The organism is Streptomyces sp. RP5T (genome assembly GCF_003933965.1).
Lineage (GTDB): Bacteria > Actinomycetota > Actinomycetes > Streptomycetales > Streptomycetaceae > Streptomyces.
The window spans coordinates 1-17879 of record NZ_RSAJ01000129.1; the positions used below are offsets into that span (position 1 = coordinate 1).

At 72.9% G+C, this 17879-nt stretch carries 18 protein-coding genes and 2 pseudogenes; 5 read left to right on the top strand and 15 right to left on the bottom strand.

The features are described 5' to 3' along the window. A partial coding sequence (locus EHS43_RS16185; RefSeq protein WP_125191469.1) for a shikimate dehydrogenase occupies nucleotides 1–627 on the bottom strand: 627 nt, incomplete at its 3' end. A 129-nt stretch (nucleotides 628–756) separates the two neighbouring features. On the opposite strand from EHS43_RS16185, the gene EHS43_RS16190 reads away from it, so the two are divergent. Both EHS43_RS16190 and EHS43_RS16195 read left to right on the top strand, forming a co-directional pair. Then, on the top strand, nucleotides 757–1422 hold the full coding sequence (locus EHS43_RS16190; protein ID WP_125191470.1) for a TetR/AcrR family transcriptional regulator: 666 nt from the start codon (nucleotides 757–759) through the stop codon (nucleotides 1420–1422). A gap of 125 nt (nucleotides 1423–1547) precedes the next feature. Further along, nucleotides 1548–2888 (top strand): MFS transporter, encoded by a 1341-nt coding sequence (locus tag EHS43_RS16195; RefSeq protein WP_125191471.1) that lies wholly within the window; start codon nucleotides 1548–1550, stop codon nucleotides 2886–2888. A 38-nt stretch (nucleotides 2889–2926) separates the two neighbouring features. Here the strand turns inward: EHS43_RS16195 and EHS43_RS16200 are convergent, their stop codons facing one another. Continuing rightward, complete coding sequence (locus EHS43_RS16200; RefSeq protein WP_125191472.1) at nucleotides 2927–3337, bottom strand: VOC family protein; 411 nt, start codon at nucleotides 3335–3337, stop codon at nucleotides 2927–2929. Nucleotides 3338–3503: 166 nt separating this feature from the next. Beyond that, a complete protein-coding gene (locus tag EHS43_RS16205; RefSeq protein ID WP_125191473.1) occupies nucleotides 3504–3953 on the bottom strand; it encodes a PPOX class F420-dependent oxidoreductase in 450 nt (149 codons plus the stop codon). Nucleotides 3954–4110: 157 nt separating this feature from the next. Here EHS43_RS16205 and EHS43_RS16210 point away from each other — a divergent pair, with 157 nt between their 5' ends. Next, nucleotides 4111–5337 carry a serine hydrolase gene (locus EHS43_RS16210; protein WP_125191474.1) on the top strand — a complete coding sequence of 409 codons (1227 nt, stop codon included), beginning with the start codon at nucleotides 4111–4113 and terminating at the stop codon, nucleotides 5335–5337. Nucleotides 5338–5340: 3 nt separating this feature from the next. On the opposite strand, the gene EHS43_RS16215 is transcribed toward EHS43_RS16210, so the two are convergent. The 5 genes from EHS43_RS16215 to ribA are packed head-to-tail and all read right to left on the bottom strand — an operon-like array spanning nucleotide 5341 to nucleotide 10371. Next, the gene (locus EHS43_RS16215) at nucleotides 5341–6495 is read right to left on the bottom strand and encodes a saccharopine dehydrogenase family protein (RefSeq protein ID WP_125191475.1); all 1155 of its coding nucleotides are present in this window, start codon (nucleotides 6493–6495) and stop codon (nucleotides 5341–5343) included. Beyond that, a complete protein-coding gene (locus EHS43_RS16220) occupies nucleotides 6488–7552 on the bottom strand; it encodes a saccharopine dehydrogenase (protein ID WP_125191476.1) in 1065 nt (354 codons plus the stop codon). Before EHS43_RS16220 ends, EHS43_RS16215 begins: the two co-directional genes overlap by 8 nt. Next, nucleotides 7549–8697 (bottom strand): FAD-binding oxidoreductase, encoded by a 1149-nt coding sequence (locus EHS43_RS16225; RefSeq protein ID WP_125191477.1) that lies wholly within the window; start codon nucleotides 8695–8697, stop codon nucleotides 7549–7551. Before EHS43_RS16225 ends, EHS43_RS16220 begins: the two co-directional genes overlap by 4 nt. Continuing rightward, nucleotides 8694–9665 carry an ornithine cyclodeaminase family protein gene (locus EHS43_RS16230; RefSeq protein ID WP_125191478.1) on the bottom strand — a complete coding sequence of 324 codons (972 nt, stop codon included), beginning with the start codon at nucleotides 9663–9665 and terminating at the stop codon, nucleotides 8694–8696. The genes EHS43_RS16225 and EHS43_RS16230 overlap by 4 nt, the downstream gene beginning before the upstream one ends. A gap of 46 nt (nucleotides 9666–9711) precedes the next feature. Next, nucleotides 9712–10371, bottom strand: coding sequence for a GTP cyclohydrolase II (ribA, locus tag EHS43_RS16235; RefSeq protein WP_125191479.1), 660 nt, complete (start codon nucleotides 10369–10371; stop codon nucleotides 9712–9714). 38 nt (nucleotides 10372–10409) lie between these two features. On the opposite strand from ribA, the gene EHS43_RS16240 reads away from it, so the two are divergent. Next, nucleotides 10410–11171, top strand: a complete 762-nt coding sequence (locus EHS43_RS16240; RefSeq protein WP_125191480.1) for a creatininase family protein — start codon at nucleotides 10410–10412, stop codon at nucleotides 11169–11171. Between the two features lie 65 nt (nucleotides 11172–11236). Here the strand turns inward: EHS43_RS16240 and EHS43_RS47745 are convergent. The 5 genes and pseudogenes from EHS43_RS47745 to EHS43_RS16265 all read right to left on the bottom strand — a co-directional run. Continuing rightward, nucleotides 11237–12445 (bottom strand): annotated as a pseudogene (locus tag EHS43_RS47745) (lysylphosphatidylglycerol synthase transmembrane domain-containing protein); the annotation flags it as partial. Next, entirely contained in the window at nucleotides 12442–13449 is a 1008-nt protein-coding gene (locus tag EHS43_RS16250; RefSeq protein WP_125191482.1) for a class I SAM-dependent methyltransferase, read from the bottom strand. The pseudogene EHS43_RS47745 and the gene EHS43_RS16250, both read right to left, overlap by 4 nt. Further along, on the bottom strand, nucleotides 13446–14621 hold the full coding sequence (locus EHS43_RS16255; protein ID WP_260470557.1) for a glycosyltransferase family 4 protein: 1176 nt from the start codon (nucleotides 14619–14621) through the stop codon (nucleotides 13446–13448). Before EHS43_RS16255 ends, EHS43_RS16250 begins: the two co-directional genes overlap by 4 nt. Before the next feature lie 5 nt (nucleotides 14622–14626). After that, the gene (locus EHS43_RS16260; protein WP_020123858.1) at nucleotides 14627–15025 is read right to left on the bottom strand and encodes a 6-carboxytetrahydropterin synthase; all 399 of its coding nucleotides are present in this window, start codon (nucleotides 15023–15025) and stop codon (nucleotides 14627–14629) included. Nucleotides 15026–15141: 116 nt separating this feature from the next. After that, nucleotides 15142–16122 (bottom strand): zinc-binding alcohol dehydrogenase, encoded by a 981-nt coding sequence (locus tag EHS43_RS16265; protein WP_125191484.1) that lies wholly within the window; start codon nucleotides 16120–16122, stop codon nucleotides 15142–15144. Nucleotides 16123–16242: 120 nt separating this feature from the next. Between EHS43_RS16265 and EHS43_RS16270 the strand changes: the two genes are divergently transcribed. Beyond that, complete coding sequence (locus EHS43_RS16270) at nucleotides 16243–17034, top strand: CDP-alcohol phosphatidyltransferase family protein (RefSeq protein WP_125191486.1); 792 nt, start codon at nucleotides 16243–16245, stop codon at nucleotides 17032–17034. A gap of 20 nt (nucleotides 17035–17054) precedes the next feature. On the opposite strand, the gene EHS43_RS16275 is transcribed toward EHS43_RS16270, so the two are convergent. Next, nucleotides 17055–17504, bottom strand: a complete 450-nt coding sequence (locus tag EHS43_RS16275; protein ID WP_125191485.1) for an N-acetyltransferase — start codon at nucleotides 17502–17504, stop codon at nucleotides 17055–17057. 161 nt (nucleotides 17505–17665) lie between these two features. Continuing rightward, nucleotides 17666–17879 (bottom strand): annotated as a pseudogene (locus EHS43_RS47070) (hypothetical protein); the annotation flags it as partial.

Sequence of the window (17879 nt, forward strand, 5' to 3'; positions counted from 1 at the left end):
GTGGGCGGCCATGCCGGTGGGGGTGGCGTGCACGAGGCCGTCGGCGCCGGCCAGCAGCGGGGCCAGCCGGTCCGGGGCGGCCGCGACCGCGCGTCCCTCGCCGAAGTGGCGGTTCAGGGCGGCGGCGAGGCCGGCGGCCCGGTCGGCGAGGGCGTCGACGACGGTGACCCGCCCGGCGCCCAGGGTGAGCATGGCGTGCGCGACGGCGGCGCCCGCGCCGCCCGCGCCCAGCTGCACGACCCGCTCCAGGGGCACGTCGGGCAGGCCGCGCGCGAAGGACGCGGCGAAGCCGGTCACGTCGGTGTTGTGCCCGGTCGCCCGGCCGTTCTCGAAGACGACGGTGTTGACCGCGCCGAGCGCCTCGGCCTGCGGGGCGAGGGCGTCCAGGTGCCCGAGGACGAGCTGCTTGCAGGGGTGGGTGATGTTCAGCCCGTCGAATCCCAGGTCGCGGGCGGCCCGCACCAGCTCGCCGACCGCCTCGGGGCGCGCGCCGAGCACGTCGATGTCGATGAGCCGGTACAGATACCGCAGGCCCTGGCGGTCCGCCTCCCGCTCGTGCAGCGCCGGGCTGAGCGAGGGGCCGACACCTGCGCCGATCAGTCCGACGAGAAACGAGTCCTTGGCCACGCGGACCTCCCGGGCGAGCATTAATGTACGAACCAGTACGTTAGCTATATCAGCCGGACGGCCGCCGGGGAAGAGCAGGGCGGCGCCTTCTAGAATCTGCGGCACCGGCCGCTCTCCCGAAGGAACCCGATGACCAGCGTCGACGAACCGGCACGATCCGGCGTGCGGACCCGCGACGCCGCCCGCACCCAGGCCGAGATCCTCGACGTGGCCACCCAGGAGTTCGCGCGGGCCGGCTACGACGGCGCCCGGGTGGACGAGATCGCCGCCCGCACCCGCACCACCAAGCGGATGATCTACTACTACTTCGGCGGCAAGGAGCAGCTGTTCACCGCCGTCCTGGAGCGGGCGTACGGCGTGATCCGGGAGGCCGAGCAGGAGCTGGACGTCGAGCACCTGGACCCGGTCGCGGCGATCCGGCGCCTCGCGGAGCTGACCTTCGACCACCACGAGCAGCACCCCGACTTCATCCGCCTGGTCAGCATCGAGAACATCCACGGGGCCGAGCACATCGCCGCCTCCGAGAAGCTCGCCAGGATCGGCTCGCCCGCGCTCGACGTGATCAGCCGCATCCTGGCCTCGGGGCAGGAGTCGGGGCTGTTCACGGCCGACGTGGACGCGGTCGACCTGCACGCGATGATCAGCTCGTTCTGCTTCTTCCGGGTGGCCAACCGGCACACCTTCGGCGCCCTCTTCGGCCGCGACCTCGTCGCCCCGGAGCAGCGCGCGCACTACCGCACGATGCTGGGCGACATGGTGATCGCCTATCTGACGGCGGAGCGCGCGGCGGACTGATCCACGCCCGGCGCGACCCCTTGACACGGGGGACCTGCGGGCGCAACATCCTCCGCAACCGCTACTAACTATCCAGTGGGTTAATTACCTGGATAGCTCCCGGAGTCCCCCCGAAGGAGCACCCCGTGTCCGTCCCCGCCGAAGCCGTCGGGCAACCGAAAAAGGCCGCCGTCGCCGCCTGGATCGGCAGCGCCCTCGAGTACTACGACTTCTTCATCTACGGCAGCGCTGCCGCCCTGATCTTCCCGAAGGTGTTCTTCGACGAGTCCGACCCGGCCACCGCGACCCTGCTGTCGCTGGCCACGTTCGGTGTCGCCTACGCGGCGCGGCCGGTCGGCGCGCTCTTCCTCGGCCACTTCGGCGACCGGGTCGGCCGTAAGAAGATCATGGTCTTCACGCTGATCCTGATGGGCCTGTCGACCTTCCTCATCGGCTGTCTGCCCACCCGCCACCAGGTCGGCACCCTCGCCCCGGTCCTGCTGGTGCTGTGCCGGGTCCTGCAGGGCATCTCGGCGGCCGGTGAGCAGGCCAGCGCCAACTCCATGAGTCTGGAACACGCGCCGGCGCACCGGCGGGGGTTCTTCACGAGCTTCACGCTCAGCGGCACCCAGGGCGGGCAGCTGCTCGCCACCCTGGTCTTCCTGCCGGTGGCCGCGCTGCCCGAGGACCAGCTGCTGTCCTGGGGCTGGCGGGTGCCGTTCTGGCTGAGCGTGGCGGTCGCCGTGGTCGGCTTCGTGATCCGCCGCAAACTGGACGAGACACCGGCGTTCGAGCAGCAGGCCGCCTCCGGGGACGTCCCGAAGCTGCCGCTCGCGGTGCTGCTGCGGGAGCACTGGGCGGACGTGCTGCGGGTGATCGGGGGCGCGCTGATCGCCTCGGTCTCCACGATCTTCACGGTGTGGGCGCTGGCGTACGCGACGAGTGACGCGGTCGGGATGAGCCGGTCCTCGATGCTGTGGGTGGGCGCGCTGGCCAACCTCGTCGCGCTCGCGGCGATCCCGCTGTGGGCCACGCTGTCGGACCGCGTCGGCCGGCGCCCGGTCTTCCTGATCGGCGCCGCGGGCAGCGCGGTGACGATGTTCCTCTACCTGTGGGCGATCTCCACGGGCAACTACCCGCTGACGCTGCTGCTCGGCATCGTCGCCTTCGGTGTCGTCTACAGCGCCGCGAACGGCGTCTGGCCGTCCTTCTACGGCGAGATGTTCTCCACCCGGGTCCGGCTGTCGGGCATGGCGATCGGGACCCAGATCGGCTTCGCGGTGGCCGGTTTCGCGGTCACCTTCGCGGCTCGGATCGCGGGCCCCGACGGCACCGACTGGTCCTCGGTGGCCCTGTTCACCGCGGCCCTGTGCGTCCCGCCGCTGATCGCCGCCGCAACGGCCCGTGAGACCCACAGGGTCCCCACGGAGGAACTCGGCTCACGGGCGCCCCGGGAGGTGCCCCGCCCCGAGAAGGTGACGGCCTGACCGAGCCCCTGCCCCTTCGGGGGCACGGGCCCGCCCGCCTAGCCGTTCGACCAGCCCCGCGTGCACAGCACCAGCCGGTACCCGTCCGGGTCCTGCACGGTGACGCCCCACTCGTTCCAGTACGGGTTCGGCGACGGCACCCGCTTGCCGCCGTGGGCCTCCAGGCGGGTGATCAGGTCCTCCGGCACCGGCCCGTCGAGGTAGATCACCAACAGGTCCTCCTCGGTGGGACGGGGCTCGACGGGCCGGCCCTGCTCGTGGACCAGCTCCAGATGCCAGCCGGCCTCCGGCATGCCGAGCATCAGGAGGTCGTGCTCACCGGGTTCCGGACCGCCCTCGGCCCGCCACACGACCCCGAGCCCGAGCCCCTCGACCCAGAACCGTTCGGCGGCGGCCAGGTCCCGGGAGGGGCGGGCGATGCGGATGTGACTTCGGCCGTCGACGGACACGGTGACCTCTTCCCTAGGAGTGCCACCCACCGTAGACAGCCACCACTCCCACCACATCGGCCATCCGCCCTGCACCCGGGGTCGTAGGACCGGCCCGCCGGTGCTGCCGCTCGCGGCGGTCACGGGGCGACCAGCGGTGTCCAGGTCAGGCAGGGGTCGCGCTCCGTCAGTCGGTGTTCGGCCCGGTGGGGATTCCGTACGCCCGCTCCACCCGCAAGCGGAGTACCAGGCGGCGGTCGCGGACCATCGCCGCGCGGTAGTCGTCCCAGTCGGGGTGCTCGCCCTGCACGTCGCGGTACAGACGGACGAGTTCCTCGACCGTGTCGTCGTGCGGGTCCCCGGCCACAGGAGTGAGGTCGGCCGTCCCCTCGGCGACCGTGTACGCCCATCTGTCCGCCGTGGTCACGTGGTACGACGCACGGGGATCCCGGCGCAGATTGCGGGTCTTGGCGCGGTCGTCCGTGAGGGAGACCCGGATGATCCGCTCGTCGGGGTAGTAGGCGTGGGTCACGTTCGACAGCTGGGGCCGGCCGTCGCGCTTGAGGGAGGTCAACACCCCGCCGTGGCTCTCGGAGAGCAGCCGGAGCAGTGCGTCCTGTGTCGCGTCCTCGGTCATGACACGATCAACCGGCCCGCCCGGGCCCGGCATTCCCGCGCTCCCGATTCCGGGCAGACCCGCAGCTCGTCGCGGTTTTCTGAGCGACGATGATGTCTGAGGTGGTCCGGACCGGGTATGTCGGTCCGCACCTCGACGGTTGCGACGGAGGAGAGCGATGGCACAGCTTCGGCAAGAGGTCGATCCCGGTGAGGTGGGACTGGACGCGAAGGCGCTCGACCGCCTCGACCAGCACTTCGCCCACCATGTCGACGAGGGCCGGATACCCGGCTTCCTGGTGTCCGTCGCCCGCGGCGGACGCGTCGCCCACCTCACCGCGCACGGCCGGCGGGACCTCGCGGCCGGCCTGCCGGTCGAGGCCGACACCCTGTGGCGGATCTACTCCATGACCAAGCCGGTCACCGCGGTGGCCGCCCTGATCCTGGTCGAGGAGGGCCGGCTGTCGCTGGACGACCCGGTCGCCGAGTACCTGCCGGCGTTCGCGCGGCCCCGCGTCTACGTGGACGGCTCCGGCGACAGCCTCACCACCCGCCCCGCCGACGGCCCGGTACTGGTCCGGCATCTGATGACCCACACCGCGGGCCTGACCTTCGCCTTCTACCACTCCCACCCGGTCGACGCCCTCTACCGCGAGGCCGGCCTGGAGTCGTCCGTGCTGCCCGGCTCGGACCTCGCGAAGACGGTGGACGTGTACGCGAGCCTGCCCCTCCAGTTCGAGCCGGGCACCCAGTGGAACTACTCGGTCGCCTCCAACGTCCTGGGCCGGGTCATCGAGATCGCGTCCGGCCAGACCCTCGACGCCTTCTTCGCCGAGCGCGTCTTCGACCCCCTGGGGATGACCGACGCCGGCTTCTGGGTGACGGACCAACAGGCGGTCCGGCTTGCGGAGTTGTACGGCGAGAAGGACGACGGCAGCATCGAGCCGGTCCCCGGAGTCCCGCTGCGGGGCCGCCCCCGACTGCTGTCCGGCAGCGGCGGCCTGGCCGCGTCGGCGTACGACATCCACCGCTTCGCCGAACTTTTGCGCCGCCGCGGCGAACTGGACGGCACCCGCCTGCTGTCCGCCGACACGGTGGACCTGATGACCTCCAACCACCTGCCGGGCGGCGCCGACCTGCGCGCGTTCGGCACCAAACCGGCCCATGACGAGCCCGGCAACGACGGCATCGGCTTCGGCCTCGGCGTCTCCGTGGTCATCGACCCCGACCGCACCCTGGCCCCCTCGACCCTCGGCACCTTCGGCTGGAGCGGGGCGGCGTCCACGACCTTCTGGGTCGACCCGGGCCGCGATCTGACCGTGCAGTTCTACACCCAGGTCCGGCCGAAATCGCTGAAGCTCTTCCCCGACCTCAAGCGGCTGGTGCACGAGGCTGTCCTGGCCTGAGCCCTACTGATCGACGCGCAGGGTGAAGTGCACGCCGCCGCGGGCCAGTTCGCCCAGCCACTGCTCCGAGCGGGCCGCGGTTTCGGCGGCGCGGTGCAGCCCCGCGGGCAGCGAGCCGTCCAGGATGTGGCCGACGCCGAGCGCGAGGGTGCGCGAGACGCAGCGGGCCATGGCACTGTCCTCCTCGTCGCCCACCAGGTCGAGGAGGTAGCCGCCGGACCAGGTGCGGCCGTCCTCGGCGCGCACGTCGAGGGAGACGGCGAGGACGACCCGGTCCCGGTCGGCGGACGTCGTCGGGTACCTGGCGGCCAACTCCTTGGCCAGGGCGGCGATCCGGGTGTCGTCGCCGGTGCGCAACTCCTCGAAGACCGGTTCCCAGGCCCGCAGCCAGCCGTCCAGACGCAGGGTCCCGCGGACGAAGGTCCGCGGGGTCCAGGCGTCCGGCAGTCCGTACTGCTCGACGAAGGGGAGGCTGTCGCGGTTGGGGTAGACCTCGAAGGTCTCGCCGTCCACGACATGGCGCCGGGTCGCCTCCCAGGGGCGCTCGGCGGTGGTCGCGGTGCCCTGGTCGATGTAACGGGCGGGTGAGCGCAGGGCGTTCAGGACTCCGGCGGGGGCCCAGCTGAAGCGGTACCTGAAGTCGTTCGGGACGGCGGGCACACCGCCGCAGTAGGAGGTGAGACCGTACGACGCCGGCGTCCCGTCGCCGATCGCCGCGCGGGCCCGGGCGACGAGGCTGTGCGCGAAGAGGTGGTCGATCCCCGGGTCGAGGCCCGCCTCGGTGAGAACGACGAGCCCCGCCTTCCGGGCCGCCGGGACGTGTGCGAGGACGGTCTCGGTCACATAGCTCGAGCAGGCGAAGTGGGCCTGCTCGCGGACACAGGCGGCCAGGATCCCGGCGTGCTCGGGCGCGGGCAGCATCGACACGACGACGTCGCCGGGAGCCAGTTCGGCCACGAGCTCGGACAGCGCATAGGCGCGGGGCTGGGCCCGCCCGTTGAGCCGCAGCCCTTCGAGGGCCTGCTCCGCCCGCTCCTCGGTGCGGTGCCACAGCAGGACGCGGTCAGCGGTGTCGCACAGGTCGGCCAGACCGCTGCCGGTGGAGAGCCCGGCGCCGATCCAGTGGACGGTGCCGGTCGCGGGTACCAGGTCAGCCACGGCGCAACTCCCCTTCGTCGATGCCGAGTTCACGGCATGCCTGGTGGAACCGGTCCAGAGAGCGCCCCCACGGGCCGTCGCCCCCGAACTCCAGCAGCAGGGGCAGCAGGGAGGCCGAGAAGTCGACGCTCGACTCCTCGGGAAGCAGGGACGGCAGGTTGTCGATGGCGATCAGGTCGAGCGGGGGCTCCTTGTGCAGCCGGCGGACCGGCTCGGCCCACTCGGTGGTGCGGTCGTAGACCGGCAGGACGTTCAGGGGCGAGCCGACGTCGCAGGTGACGTCGGAGAGGGTGCGCAGCCGGCGGGCCGGGTCGTCCAGGTCGGTCTCGCGGACGAAGGGCGGGATCGGGGCGGTGGCGAGGACGCAGTTCACCAGCAGGTCGTGGCCGAGCAGGGCCGGGCGGTCCAGGTCACGGGTCTCGTCCAGGTCCCAGCAGGTCGGGTCGACCCCGGCGGCGCTCAGCGCGACGCGGGCGCCCCGTCCGCTGCGGCCCAGGGCCCCGATCACCAGCGCCGTGAACTCCTCGTCCCCGGCGACGGGCCGCAGCGCCTGTTCGAGTTCCTGCCGCGAGGTGGGGGTGAGGGGCGCGGACAGTCGGCCCCGGTGCTGGAGCACGGCCAGGGCCGCGCCCAGGTAGCCGGCCCAGTACCCGAAGGCGGCGAGCCTGCGGCCGTGGTCGTCGACCAGGTACTCCAGGTCGAGGAGGGCCCCTCCCCCGGCGGCGAAGCGGCGCAGCAGTTCCCGGGCGCCCGGCTGCTCCTTGTAGGCGTGCCCGAAGAAGACGTGCCGGTGTGTCAGGGCGGCCGGCACGTCGGGGAGTTCCTTCAGGCCGACGACCACGGCGTCCTCGGGGGCCCGGGAGGCCCAGGAACCCGCGGGGGCGACACCGCAGCCGACCGCCTCGTACTGCTCGATCGGGAAGATCCGCTGCGGGGACTCCTCGACGGTCAGCGTCACGCCGCTGTCGACGAGCCGCCGTGCGTCGGACGGCACGACGGGGGTGCGTCGCTCGGTGGAGCGGACCTCGTGGCGCAGCCACAGATGGAGCTCGGTCATACGCGGTTGGCCTCCGGGCGCGGGGCGTCGGCCGCGAACCGGCCGGCGCTGAGCGGGCTGATGTCCACGAAGGGTACGCGGCCGAGGTACAGGTCGCGGACGACCTCGCCGACGGCCGGTCCCTGGAGGAATCCGTGACCGGAGAACCCCGTCGCGTACAGGAAGCGGGTGACCGAAGTGGCCTCGCCGATCAGGGCGTTGTGGTCCGGGGTTATCTCGTACAGGCCGGCCCAGCCGCCGGTGCGGCGCAGGTCGAGCAGGGCGGGGGCGCGGTGCTGCATGGCCTCGGCCAGACGGGGGATCCAGCGGTCGTGGGCGGCGGTGTCGAAGCCCGGGGTCTCGTCGGGGTCGGACATGCCGAGGAGGAGGCCGGGGCCCTCGCGGTGGAAGTAGAGGCTGCTGGTGAAGTCGATGGTCATGGGGAGGCCGGGCGGCAGTCCCGGGACCGGTTCGGTGAGGGCGATCTGGCGGCGCAGCGGTTCGACCGGCAGGTCCACGCCGGCCATCGCGCCGACGGCCCGCGACCAGGCGCCGGCCGCGCAGATCACGGTGCCGGTGGCGATCCTGCCGCGGGTCGTCGTGACGGCGGTGATCTCGGCGCCGTGCCGTTCGATGCCGGTGACCTCGGTGTGGCGCAGGATCGTCGCGCCGTGGCGGCGGGCGTCGGCCGCGTAGCCGTACACCACGGACTCGGGGGTGCAGTGGCCGTCCTCGGGCGAGAAGGCGGCGGCGAGGAGGCCGTCGGTGGTGATGAGCGGGGAGAGCCGGCGGGCCTCGGCCGGGTCGATCATGCGGCTCGGGACGCCGAGGGAGTTCTGGAGGCGGACGCTCCGCTCGAAGGAGGCGACCTCCTCGGGCGTCGACAGCAGGAACAGATAGCCGGCCCGGTGCAGTCCGATGTCCTGCCCGGTGTCCTGCTCGAAGCGGCCGAACGCCTCCAGGCTGCGGGCCCCGAGCCGGATGTTGAGCTCGTCGGAGAACTGCGCCCGTACCCCGCCCGCCGCCTTCGAGGTGGAGCCGGAGGCGAGCTCGTCACGCTCGACGAGCACCACGTCCGGTACGCCGGCGCGCACCAGGTGGCGGGTGATGCTGGTGCCCATGACCCCGCCGCCGATGACGACGACGCCGGCCGTGCGGGCGCTCACCGGTGCTCCCCCTTCGCCGCCCGCACCACGGCCCAGGCCGCGGCCGCGTCCTGGATGCCGAGGCCGACGCTGTTGTAGTAGACGATGTCATCGGGGCCGGTGCGGGCCGTGGCTCGTCCGGTCAGGACGGCGCCCAGTCCCACGAGTTCGGTCAGCAGCCCCGTGCGGAGCGCGTCCACGACCGGCCCGGCGTGCTCCGCCGCGGTCGCCGGGTCGTCCACGACGACGGCCCCGGAGAGCACCGCGCGCCGCAGGACCTCGGGGTCCACCTCCCGGCGGGTGGGTTCGAAGGACCCCACGCTCACCACCGTGCACCCGGGCGCGAGCCACTCGCCGCGCACCACCGGGGTCGTGCTCAGCGTGCAGGCCGCGACCAGGGAGGCGCCGGTCACCGCCTCCTCGGCGCTGCCGGCCGCCTCGACGGGGAGGCCGAGGTCGGCCAGCGCCCGGGCGGCGCGGGTCCGGTGGCGCGGGGTCGGGCTCCACAGCCGTACGGACGTCAGGGCCCGCACCCGGGAGATCGCCCGCACATGGGCCAGGGCCTGGGTGCCCGAGCCGAGGACGGCCAGGTCGGTGCTGTCGGGCGTGGCCAGGGTGTCGACGGCGACGGCGCTCGCGGCGGCCGTGCGCAGGGTGGTGACCGCAGCGCCGTCCATCACGGCCGCCAGGCGGCCGGTCACCGGGTCGAGCACCGAGACCACGGCGTGGATCGTGGGCAGCCCGGCCGCCGCGTTGCCCGGGTTGACGCTGCCGAACTTCGCGACGGCCCCGGAGTCGGCGGAGAGCCGGGAGACGTAGGCGAAGACCACGCTGTCGTCGAAGCGGCTCGGATGCATGATCTTCGCCGGCAGGTCGGCCGCCCGGGAGCCGAGCGCGGTGAAGGCCGCGCGCTGCGAGGCGATGGCCGTGTCCGCGTCGAGCAGGCGGGTGACCTGCTCCCCGGAGAGGAAGAGGACGTCGTCGGTCATGCCCTCTTCCTGTCCGGATCAGCCCTCCCGGAATCCGCCCGGGAGATCAGGACAGGTGGGCCACCGCGTCCAGATGGGGCAGGTGGTGGTCCATGCGCTCCCGCTTGGTGCGCAGATAGGTGATGTTGCTCTCGCACGGCGTGATGAGCAGCGGCACCGTCTCGGAGACCTCGATGCCGTGCCGCAGCAGCGCCTCGCGCTTGAGCGGGTTGTTGGACATCAGGCGGACCGAGTTCACGCCCAGGTCGTGGAGCATCCCCGCGGCGACGCCGTAGTCGCGGGAGTCCACCGGCAGACCGAGCGCGAGGTTCGCCTCGACGGTGTCCAGGCCCTCCGCCTGCAGCGCCATCGCGCGCAGCTTGGCGAGCAGGCCTATGCCCCGGCCCTCGTGGCCGCGCAGATAGACGACGATCCCGCTGCCCGCCTTGACCACGGCCCGCATCGCGGCGTCCAGCTGGTCACCGCACTCGCAGTGCTGGGAGCCGAACGCGTCGCCGGTCAGGCACTCGGAATGCAGGCGCACGAGGACGTCGTCCGAGCCGATGTCGCCGTGGACCAGGGCGACTTGTTCGTCACCGCGGTCGTGATCGAGGTATCCGACCGCCTGGAATTTCCCGTACACGGTGGGCAGCGGGGCATTCACCACGCGTTCCACGCCGGTGCGCTGTGGTGCCTTCTTGCCGAGGACGCCAACTTTGTCTGTCATGATCTGTTTCCTAAGCAGAGACGAAAGGCCGTGAAAAGATGAGCGGTTCGGGAATACGGTCGGCGGCGTACGGTCTGTTGCCGACGGACACTACGGAAGACGTACGGACGCGGGGGGCGGGCGTCTCAACTCAGGTCGCCGTCCTTCCGGTCGGGAGTTTCGAGCAGCACGGTCGGTACCTGCCCCTGGCGACCGACACGCTGGTCGCCTGTGCCGTCGCGCGGCAGATTGCCGCGGCGTACCCGGTGCACCTCCTGCCCCCGGTGACGATCTCCTGCTCGCACGAGCACGCGGCCTGGCCGGGGACCGTCAGCATCTCTGCCGTCACCCTTCACTCGGTGGTACGGGACATCGCCGCCTCGCTGCGCCGCTCGGGCGTCGAGGCCCTGGTGGTGGTCAACGGGCACGGGGGGAACTACGTGCTGGGCAACGTCGTCCAGGAGGCTTCCGCCCGCGGGGAGTGGATGGCGCTCTTCCCGGCCGCGGAGGACTGGGAGACCGCCCGCGCGGAGGCGGGAGTGCTGACCTCGCTGCTCACCGACATGCACGCGGGAGAAATCGAGACCTCCATTCTTCTGCACACGCACCCGGAAAGTCTGCGCCCCGGTTACGAGACCTCCGATTTCGTCGCGGACGACCGTCGTCATCTCCTCACCCTCGGTATGTCCGGTTACACCGATTCCGGTGTCATCGGGCGCCCTTCACTGGGCTCGGCGGAAAAGGGGAAAGCCTTGCTGGAGAGCCTCGCGGCATCCTTCGGAACGTATTTCTCGATACTGACCGCATCCGACGCCGGGTAGGTCCGCGCCGGGCGCCGCACGCTCTGGTACCAGCGCACGACCAGGACGACCGCGCCCGGCAGGCTCGCCACGAAGCTGAGGACGCCGTACACGATCGCCGTCGCGAGGCCGGCTCCGGCGCCGAGGCCCATGGCGGCGAACGCCCAGGCGGTGACGCCCTCGCGGGGGCCGAACCCGCCGACGTTCAGGGGCAGTCCCATGGCGAGCAGGGCGAGCACGGCCAGCGGCAGCAGGACGGCGACCGCGGCGTCGGAGCCCGCGATGCGCGCGGCGAGCACGAACATCCCGAGGTGGCCGGCGAGGACGACGGCCGAGGAGAGCGCGACGCCGGGCCAGTTGCGGCGGGAGAGCAGCGCCTCGCGTGCCTCGCCGAGGGTCGTGCGCAGGGCCCTGCCCCGGCGGGAGGAGGGGGCCCGGTTCATCCGCAGGGCCACGACGACGGCGAGCGCGCCCAGGGCGGCGAGCGCGGCGACAGGGGCCACTTGGCGGGCCTCGGCCAGTACCGGGGACTCCATGGTGAGCAGCACGGCACCGCCGACGACGGCCAACGCGATCTGGCCGGCGACCCGTTCGAGGACGACGGCCCGCACCCCGCGGCCCATGTCGCCCGCGCTCTGCCCGTGCCGCACCGCGCGGTGCACGTCGCCGAGGACACCGCCGGGCAGGGCCGCGTTCAGGAACAGGGCGCGGTAGTAGTCGGCCACGGCCTCGCCGAGCGGCAGCCGGATGCGCAGCCCGCGGGCCACCAACTGCCAGCGCCAGGCGCTGAACACGGTGGTCAGCACGCCGATCGCGAGCGCCGCCGACACGGCGGGGGCGTCGATGCGGCGCAGCCCTTCCACGAAGACGCCGGTGCCGAGGCGCCACAGCAGCAGCGCGAGGATAGTGACGCCGGCGACGGTGCCGAAGTGGGTGCGCAGGGCGCGGGAGTTGAGGACGGTGCTCAGGGCGGTGCGCCACCGGGGAGTCCTGGGCTGCCTCGACTCGGTGACGATCACGCCGATCCGGTCATGGGAGACGGCGGCCCCGGTCAGGTCCCCGGCGGGCACGCCGGCGGCTTCGAGGATCTCGGCCCGGGCCACGAGGGCCTCGGTGCGTGCCGTGAGCAGTTCGTCCCGGCTCTGGACCACCTCGGCCCGCAGGGCGCGGGCCCGGTGGGTGAGCGGGCCCGGCCCGGCGGGTTCCGCGGGCCGCCGTACGGGCAGCCGCTCCTCGGTGTGGCCGGTGGCGCGGGCCGACCGGCCCGTGTCCGGCCGCACCGTCTCCACGCTCATGACGCTCCGCCCGTCGGACGGGACAGCGCCAGCAGGTCGCTGTGGTGGACGACGACGTTCAGCTCACCGGCGCGGCAGGCCTCCAGGCGGTCCCGGAGGTAGCGGTCGGCGCGCTCCTTCAGTTCGGGGCGCTCCTCGACGGCCGCGCCCACCCAGCCGCGCAGCCACTGCGCGGTGAGCGCGGACTCGGCGGGACCCAGACGCCAGGCGCTCGGGTGCAGCCGTACCGTCGCGCCCCGCTCGGAGAACGCCTCGCAGGCGGCGGCGACGGCGTCCGGGCCGAGGAGCCCGCCGCGCCGCTGGTGGGCGTTGAACGCGTCGGCGATCTCCGCGTCCAGCGGGTCGGACGGGGTGAGTTCGACACGGCCCGCCACCGACAGGGTGAGCAGGGCCGGGCAGCCGGCGCCGGTGCAGGCGGCGGCGAGGGTGTCGATCTCCTGGCGGGTGAGGACGTCCAGCAGGGCGGAGGCCGTCACCAGGGAGGCGCCGGCGAGGGCGTCCGGGGTGAGCAGGCCGACGTCGCCGCGGCGCGTCTCGACGGTGACCCGGCTGCCGTCGGCGGCGGAGCGCGGGGAGGCGACGGCCGCGAAGTGCAGGAGGTAGGGGTCCCGGTCGTGCAGGATCCAGTGCTGCGGGCCGTCCAGGCGGGACGCCAGCCAGCGGCCCATCGAGCCGGTGCCGCAGCCCAGGTCGTGGATGACCAGCCCGGCCTTGCCCGGCAGGTTGGCCAGCCGGATGCGCAGCGGGTCGAGCAGATCGGCGGCCCGCGCGGCCGCGTCGGGCCCCTCCCGCAGCTCCAGCCACTCGGGGGCGTAGCGGGGGGCGTCGTCGGGACCGGCGTCCCTGAGCCGTACGGTGGGCCGCTCGCCGGGGCGGGCGCTGGGACCGGCACCGGGGATGACCGCATCCGCGTCGGAGGGAACAGCAGGCTGCACCGGGGCCACCTCTCGAGGTCCCGGCTGGGCCGGGATCTTCCCGCTCTGCTGGGTCGCCGTCTTCCTCATACCGCCCTCCTGGGCTCGCTCGGGAGTCGGCCGAGTACTCCGGCCAGGCTGCGGGCCGTGGTGGCCCAGCCGTCCAGGGCGGCCCGCCGGCCCCGGGCTGCCGCCTTGAGCCTGCGCCGTACGTCCGCCTCGCCGAACCAGCCGCGCAGTTCGGCGGCGAGCGCGGCGGGGTCCTCCGGCGGGACGAGGATGCCGGGCACCCCGCCGTCGGGGGCGCGGCCGACCGCCTCGGGCAGTCCGCCGACGTCCGTGGCCAGCACCGGGATGCCGCGCGCGAGGGCCTCGGTGACCGCCATGCCGTAGGTCTCGGCGTAGGAGGTGAGGACCATCAGGTCGGCGGCGTTGTAGCTGGCGTCGAGCTCGGCCCCGGCCTGCGGTCCGGCAAGGTGCAGGCGGTCCTGGAGGCCGTACTTCTTGATGAGCATCCGCAGGTGCGCGACGTACTCGGGATCCTGGGTGATCCCGCCGACGCACACGCAGCTCCACGGCAGGTCCTGCGCGCCGGCCAGGGCCTCGATCAGCCGGTGCTGGCCCTTGCGGGGGGTCACCGCGGCCACGCACAGCAGCCGGGAGACGCCGTCGGTGCCGGAGGCGAGCGGGGCGATGTCGGCGCCGGGGGTGGCCACGTGGACCCGCTCGGGGGCGAGGCCGTGGTGCGAGACGAGCCGGCGCACCGCCCAGTCGCTGGTGGCGATGACGGCGGGCACCGCCCGCAGCACCTCGCGCTCCCTGGCGTCGAGTTCGAGGGCGAGCCCGGGTTCGAGGCCGGTCTCGTCGCCGAGCGGCAGATGGACCAGGACGGCGAGGTTGAGCCGCTGCGCCTCGGGGACGATGATCTCCGGGACGCCGCAGGCCACCAGGCCGTCGATGAGGACGACGGTGTCGTCGGGCAGGTCCCGCAGGGTGGTGGCCAGTTCGGTGCGGGCCGCCGCTCCCGGGCGGGGCCAGCTGCCGGCCACCGCGTGCCGCTCGACCTGCCAGCCGAAGCCGGGCAGGTCCAGGCAGACCCGCCGGTCGTAGGCGTTGCCGCCGCTCGGCGCGGTCGGGTCGTCCACGCCGCCCGGCATCACGAAGTGCACGGAGCGCAGGGACATCGGGATGATCTCCGCCTTCTTGAGGGCGGTGTGCTGCACGGGCACGTAGTCGAGCGTGGCCGTCCGCCCGGTGGTCATGTCGGTCACAGGGCACGCTCGTAACTCGCCCAGGCGACATGCGACTCGTGCAGCGTGACGGTCAGGCCCGCCAGGCCCTTGGCCCCCTCGCCCAGGGCGCCCTTCTCGATGCGCTCGGCGAGCCGGTCCGCGATGACCTTCGCCAGGAACTCCGTGGAGGTGTTGACCCCCGCGAAGTCGGGTTCGTTGTCGAGATTGCGGTAGTTCAGCTCGCTGACGACGGCACCGAGTTCCTGGGTGGCCAGTCCGATGTCGACGACGATGTTGTCGTCGTCCAGCTGTTCGCGGCGGAACGTGGCGTCCACCAGGAACGTGGCGCCGTGCAGACGCTGCGCGGGCCCGAAGACCTCGCCGCGGAAGCTGTGGGCGATCATGATGTGATCGCGGACGGTGATGCTGAACAACGGACGACCCTCCAGGTGCGGCGCGTCTGGTCCTCCGGCTGATCCCTGCCGGGGGATGCCGTGTAGTACGGCTCTCCGCTTCCCCGTGTTCAGCCGTGTCTCACTCTTTTCTCAGGTCAGGCGCTCTTGCCGTACCTCACGAGGTGACAGAGAGCCGGAATCTCCCCACTGGCCAGCCCGGGCATCACGTCCGGAAGTTCTTCGAACGCGCTTTCCCCCGTGATGAGGGCGTCAAGCCTCGGATCGGCGAGCAGTTCCAGCGCGAGGGCGAGCCGGTCGCCGTAACCGCGGCTCGCGCGGGCCGGTGAGACGGTGCCGACCTGGCTGCTGCGGACCGTCAGCCGACGGGAGTGGAAGGCCTCGCCGAGCGGCAGGCTGACACGCCGGTCGCCGTACCAGCTCAGCTCGACGACCGTGCCCTCGGCGGCGAGGAGTTCCAGGGAGCGGGCCAGTCCCTGTTCGGTGGCGCTGGCGTGCACGACGAGGTCGCAGTCCCCGAGGGCGTCCTCGGGGGACGCGAAACCGGCACCGAGCGCCTCGGCGGTCGCGGCGCGGGCGGGATCGGAGTCGACGAGCTGCAGGCGCACGCCGGGGAAGCGGGCGAGGAGGGCGGCGACCGAACTGCCGACCATGCCGCCGCCGACCACCGCGATCCGGTCGCCGATCAGGGGCGCCGCGTCCCAGAGGGCGTTCACGGCCGTCTCGACGGTACCGGCGAGGACGGCTCGCGCGGGGGGCACGTCGTCCGGTACGACCGTCACGGCGCTCGCCGGGACTACGTACCGCGTCTGATGCGGGTACAGACAGAAGACGGTCCTGCCCTTCAGCGCGGCGGGCCCCTCCTCCACCACCCCCACGCTGAGGTAGCCGTACTTCACGGGTCCGGGGAAGTCGCCCTCCTGGAACGGTGCCCGCATGGCCGCGTACTGGCTCTCGGGCACCTGGCCGCGGAACACGAGTGTCTCGGTGCCCCTGCTGACTCCCGAGTACAGCGAGCGGACCAGCACCTCGTCCTCGCCGGGAACCGGAAGGGCGACCTCCCGTACCTCGCCCCGGCCCGGGGAGCGGAGCCAGAACGCGCGTGCCGCGGCCTTCATCGAGAACCTCCTGAACGATCGGCAACCCGTGCACGTACCTCGTCACGTACCGAGATGTGCACAGGCCGCGCACAGTACGCGGCCTTGATCGACTCTGTCATCTGGCCGGAGGAATGCGCGGTGGCCCTGAACAACACTTACGAAGCAAGGCTGGTCCAGCAGGAAACCGCTGTGGGAGCGGGCGTTCAGATCCTGTTGCTGGCCCTGCTCGGCACGGCGATCGGCATGGGGCCGGCGGGCTGGCTCACCGGCCTCGCCTTCGCCGTCGCCACCTGGGCCGTGCTCTCCAGGGCGCTGCACCGCACCCGGCCGCGGTCCTTCGGCCCGGCGAACCGCGTGACGCTCGGCCGGGCCACCCTGGTCGGCGGGGTCACGGCCCTGGTCGCCGACTCCTTCCAGGACTCCCCGCCGGTCACCCTCTTCGTCGGCCTCACCGCGGTGGCCCTGATCCTCGACGGCGTCGACGGCAAGGTGGCCCGTGCGACGGGCACCTCTACGCCGCTGGGCGCGCGGTTCGACATGGAGGTCGACGCGTTTCTGATCCTGGTGCTCAGCGTGTACGTGTCGATGTCCCAGGGCCCGTGGGTCCTCCTCATCGGCGCCATGCGCTACGGCTTCGTCGCCGCGGCCCGTGTCTGGAACTGGCTCAACGCCCCGCTGCCGCCGAGCATGGCCCGCAAGACGGTGGCCGCGCTCCAGGGGATCCTGCTGCTGGTGGCCGCGTCCGGCTACCTGCCGTTCGCGGCGACCTTCGGGGTGGTGGCCCTGGCCCTGGCCACGCTGGTCTGGTCGTTCGGCCGGGACATCCTGTGGCTGTGGCGCACCCACCGGGCGGACCGGGCGGCGGTGGGCGAACTGCTGGAGCTGGAGTTCGTGGCGGTGGAACGGGAGCCGGAGGCAATGGCCTCCTGACGCCCTGCCCGGCCCGGAGGTCAGCTCGTGAGCGGCACCCGGTACACCGTCGACTCCCGCTGGCGGAACCCCTGCCGCTCGTACAGCCGGTTGGCCGCCGCCCGGTCGGGGCGGGACGTCAGGTCGACGGTACGGGCCCCGGCCTCCCTGGCCATCCCGATGGCCTCCCTGATCAGCAGACCCGCGATGCCCTGACCGCGGGCCGCGTGATCCACGATCACGTCCTCGATACGGGCCCGCAGTCCGGCGGGCGCGGGGAACATCACGAGGGTGAGGGTGCCCACCACCGACCCGGCCGCCGACCTCGCGATCAGCATGGTGTTGGCGTCACAGGCCAGGATGCGGTCGAGCGCGGCGAGGTCGAGGGGCTGGGCCGTCGAGGACAACTGCGGCAGCATCCGCGCGAAGGCGTCGACGAGTTCCTGGTCCGCCTCTTGGGCGATCTCCACCCGGATGTCCTGAGTCTCCATGGGGTGGACCCTATCGCCGCCACCGACGAGTCCTGCGGCAGATCCGGCTCACCGGGACACGGGAGCCGGGCGCCGGGCGGGTCGCCGGGCGGACGGTTCGGGGCTGCGGGCTGATCGGGGTGTCGGGGCTGGTCGGACCGCTTGAGGCCGTTGACGTGTTCTCAGGGGACCGCCGCCGTGACGGCCACGACCCGGCTGCCGTCCCCCACCCGCTGGACGAACGTCAGCAGTGACTCACCGCCGTGCCAGGTCGCCCGCGGGGACGGCGAGCCGAGTCCGCGCCGGCCGCTCATGTCACGGTCGCGCAGGGCGAGCGGTACCGCAGTTCCGCCACCGCCGGCAGGTCGTGCGCCACAGCCGGCACTTCGTCCCAAC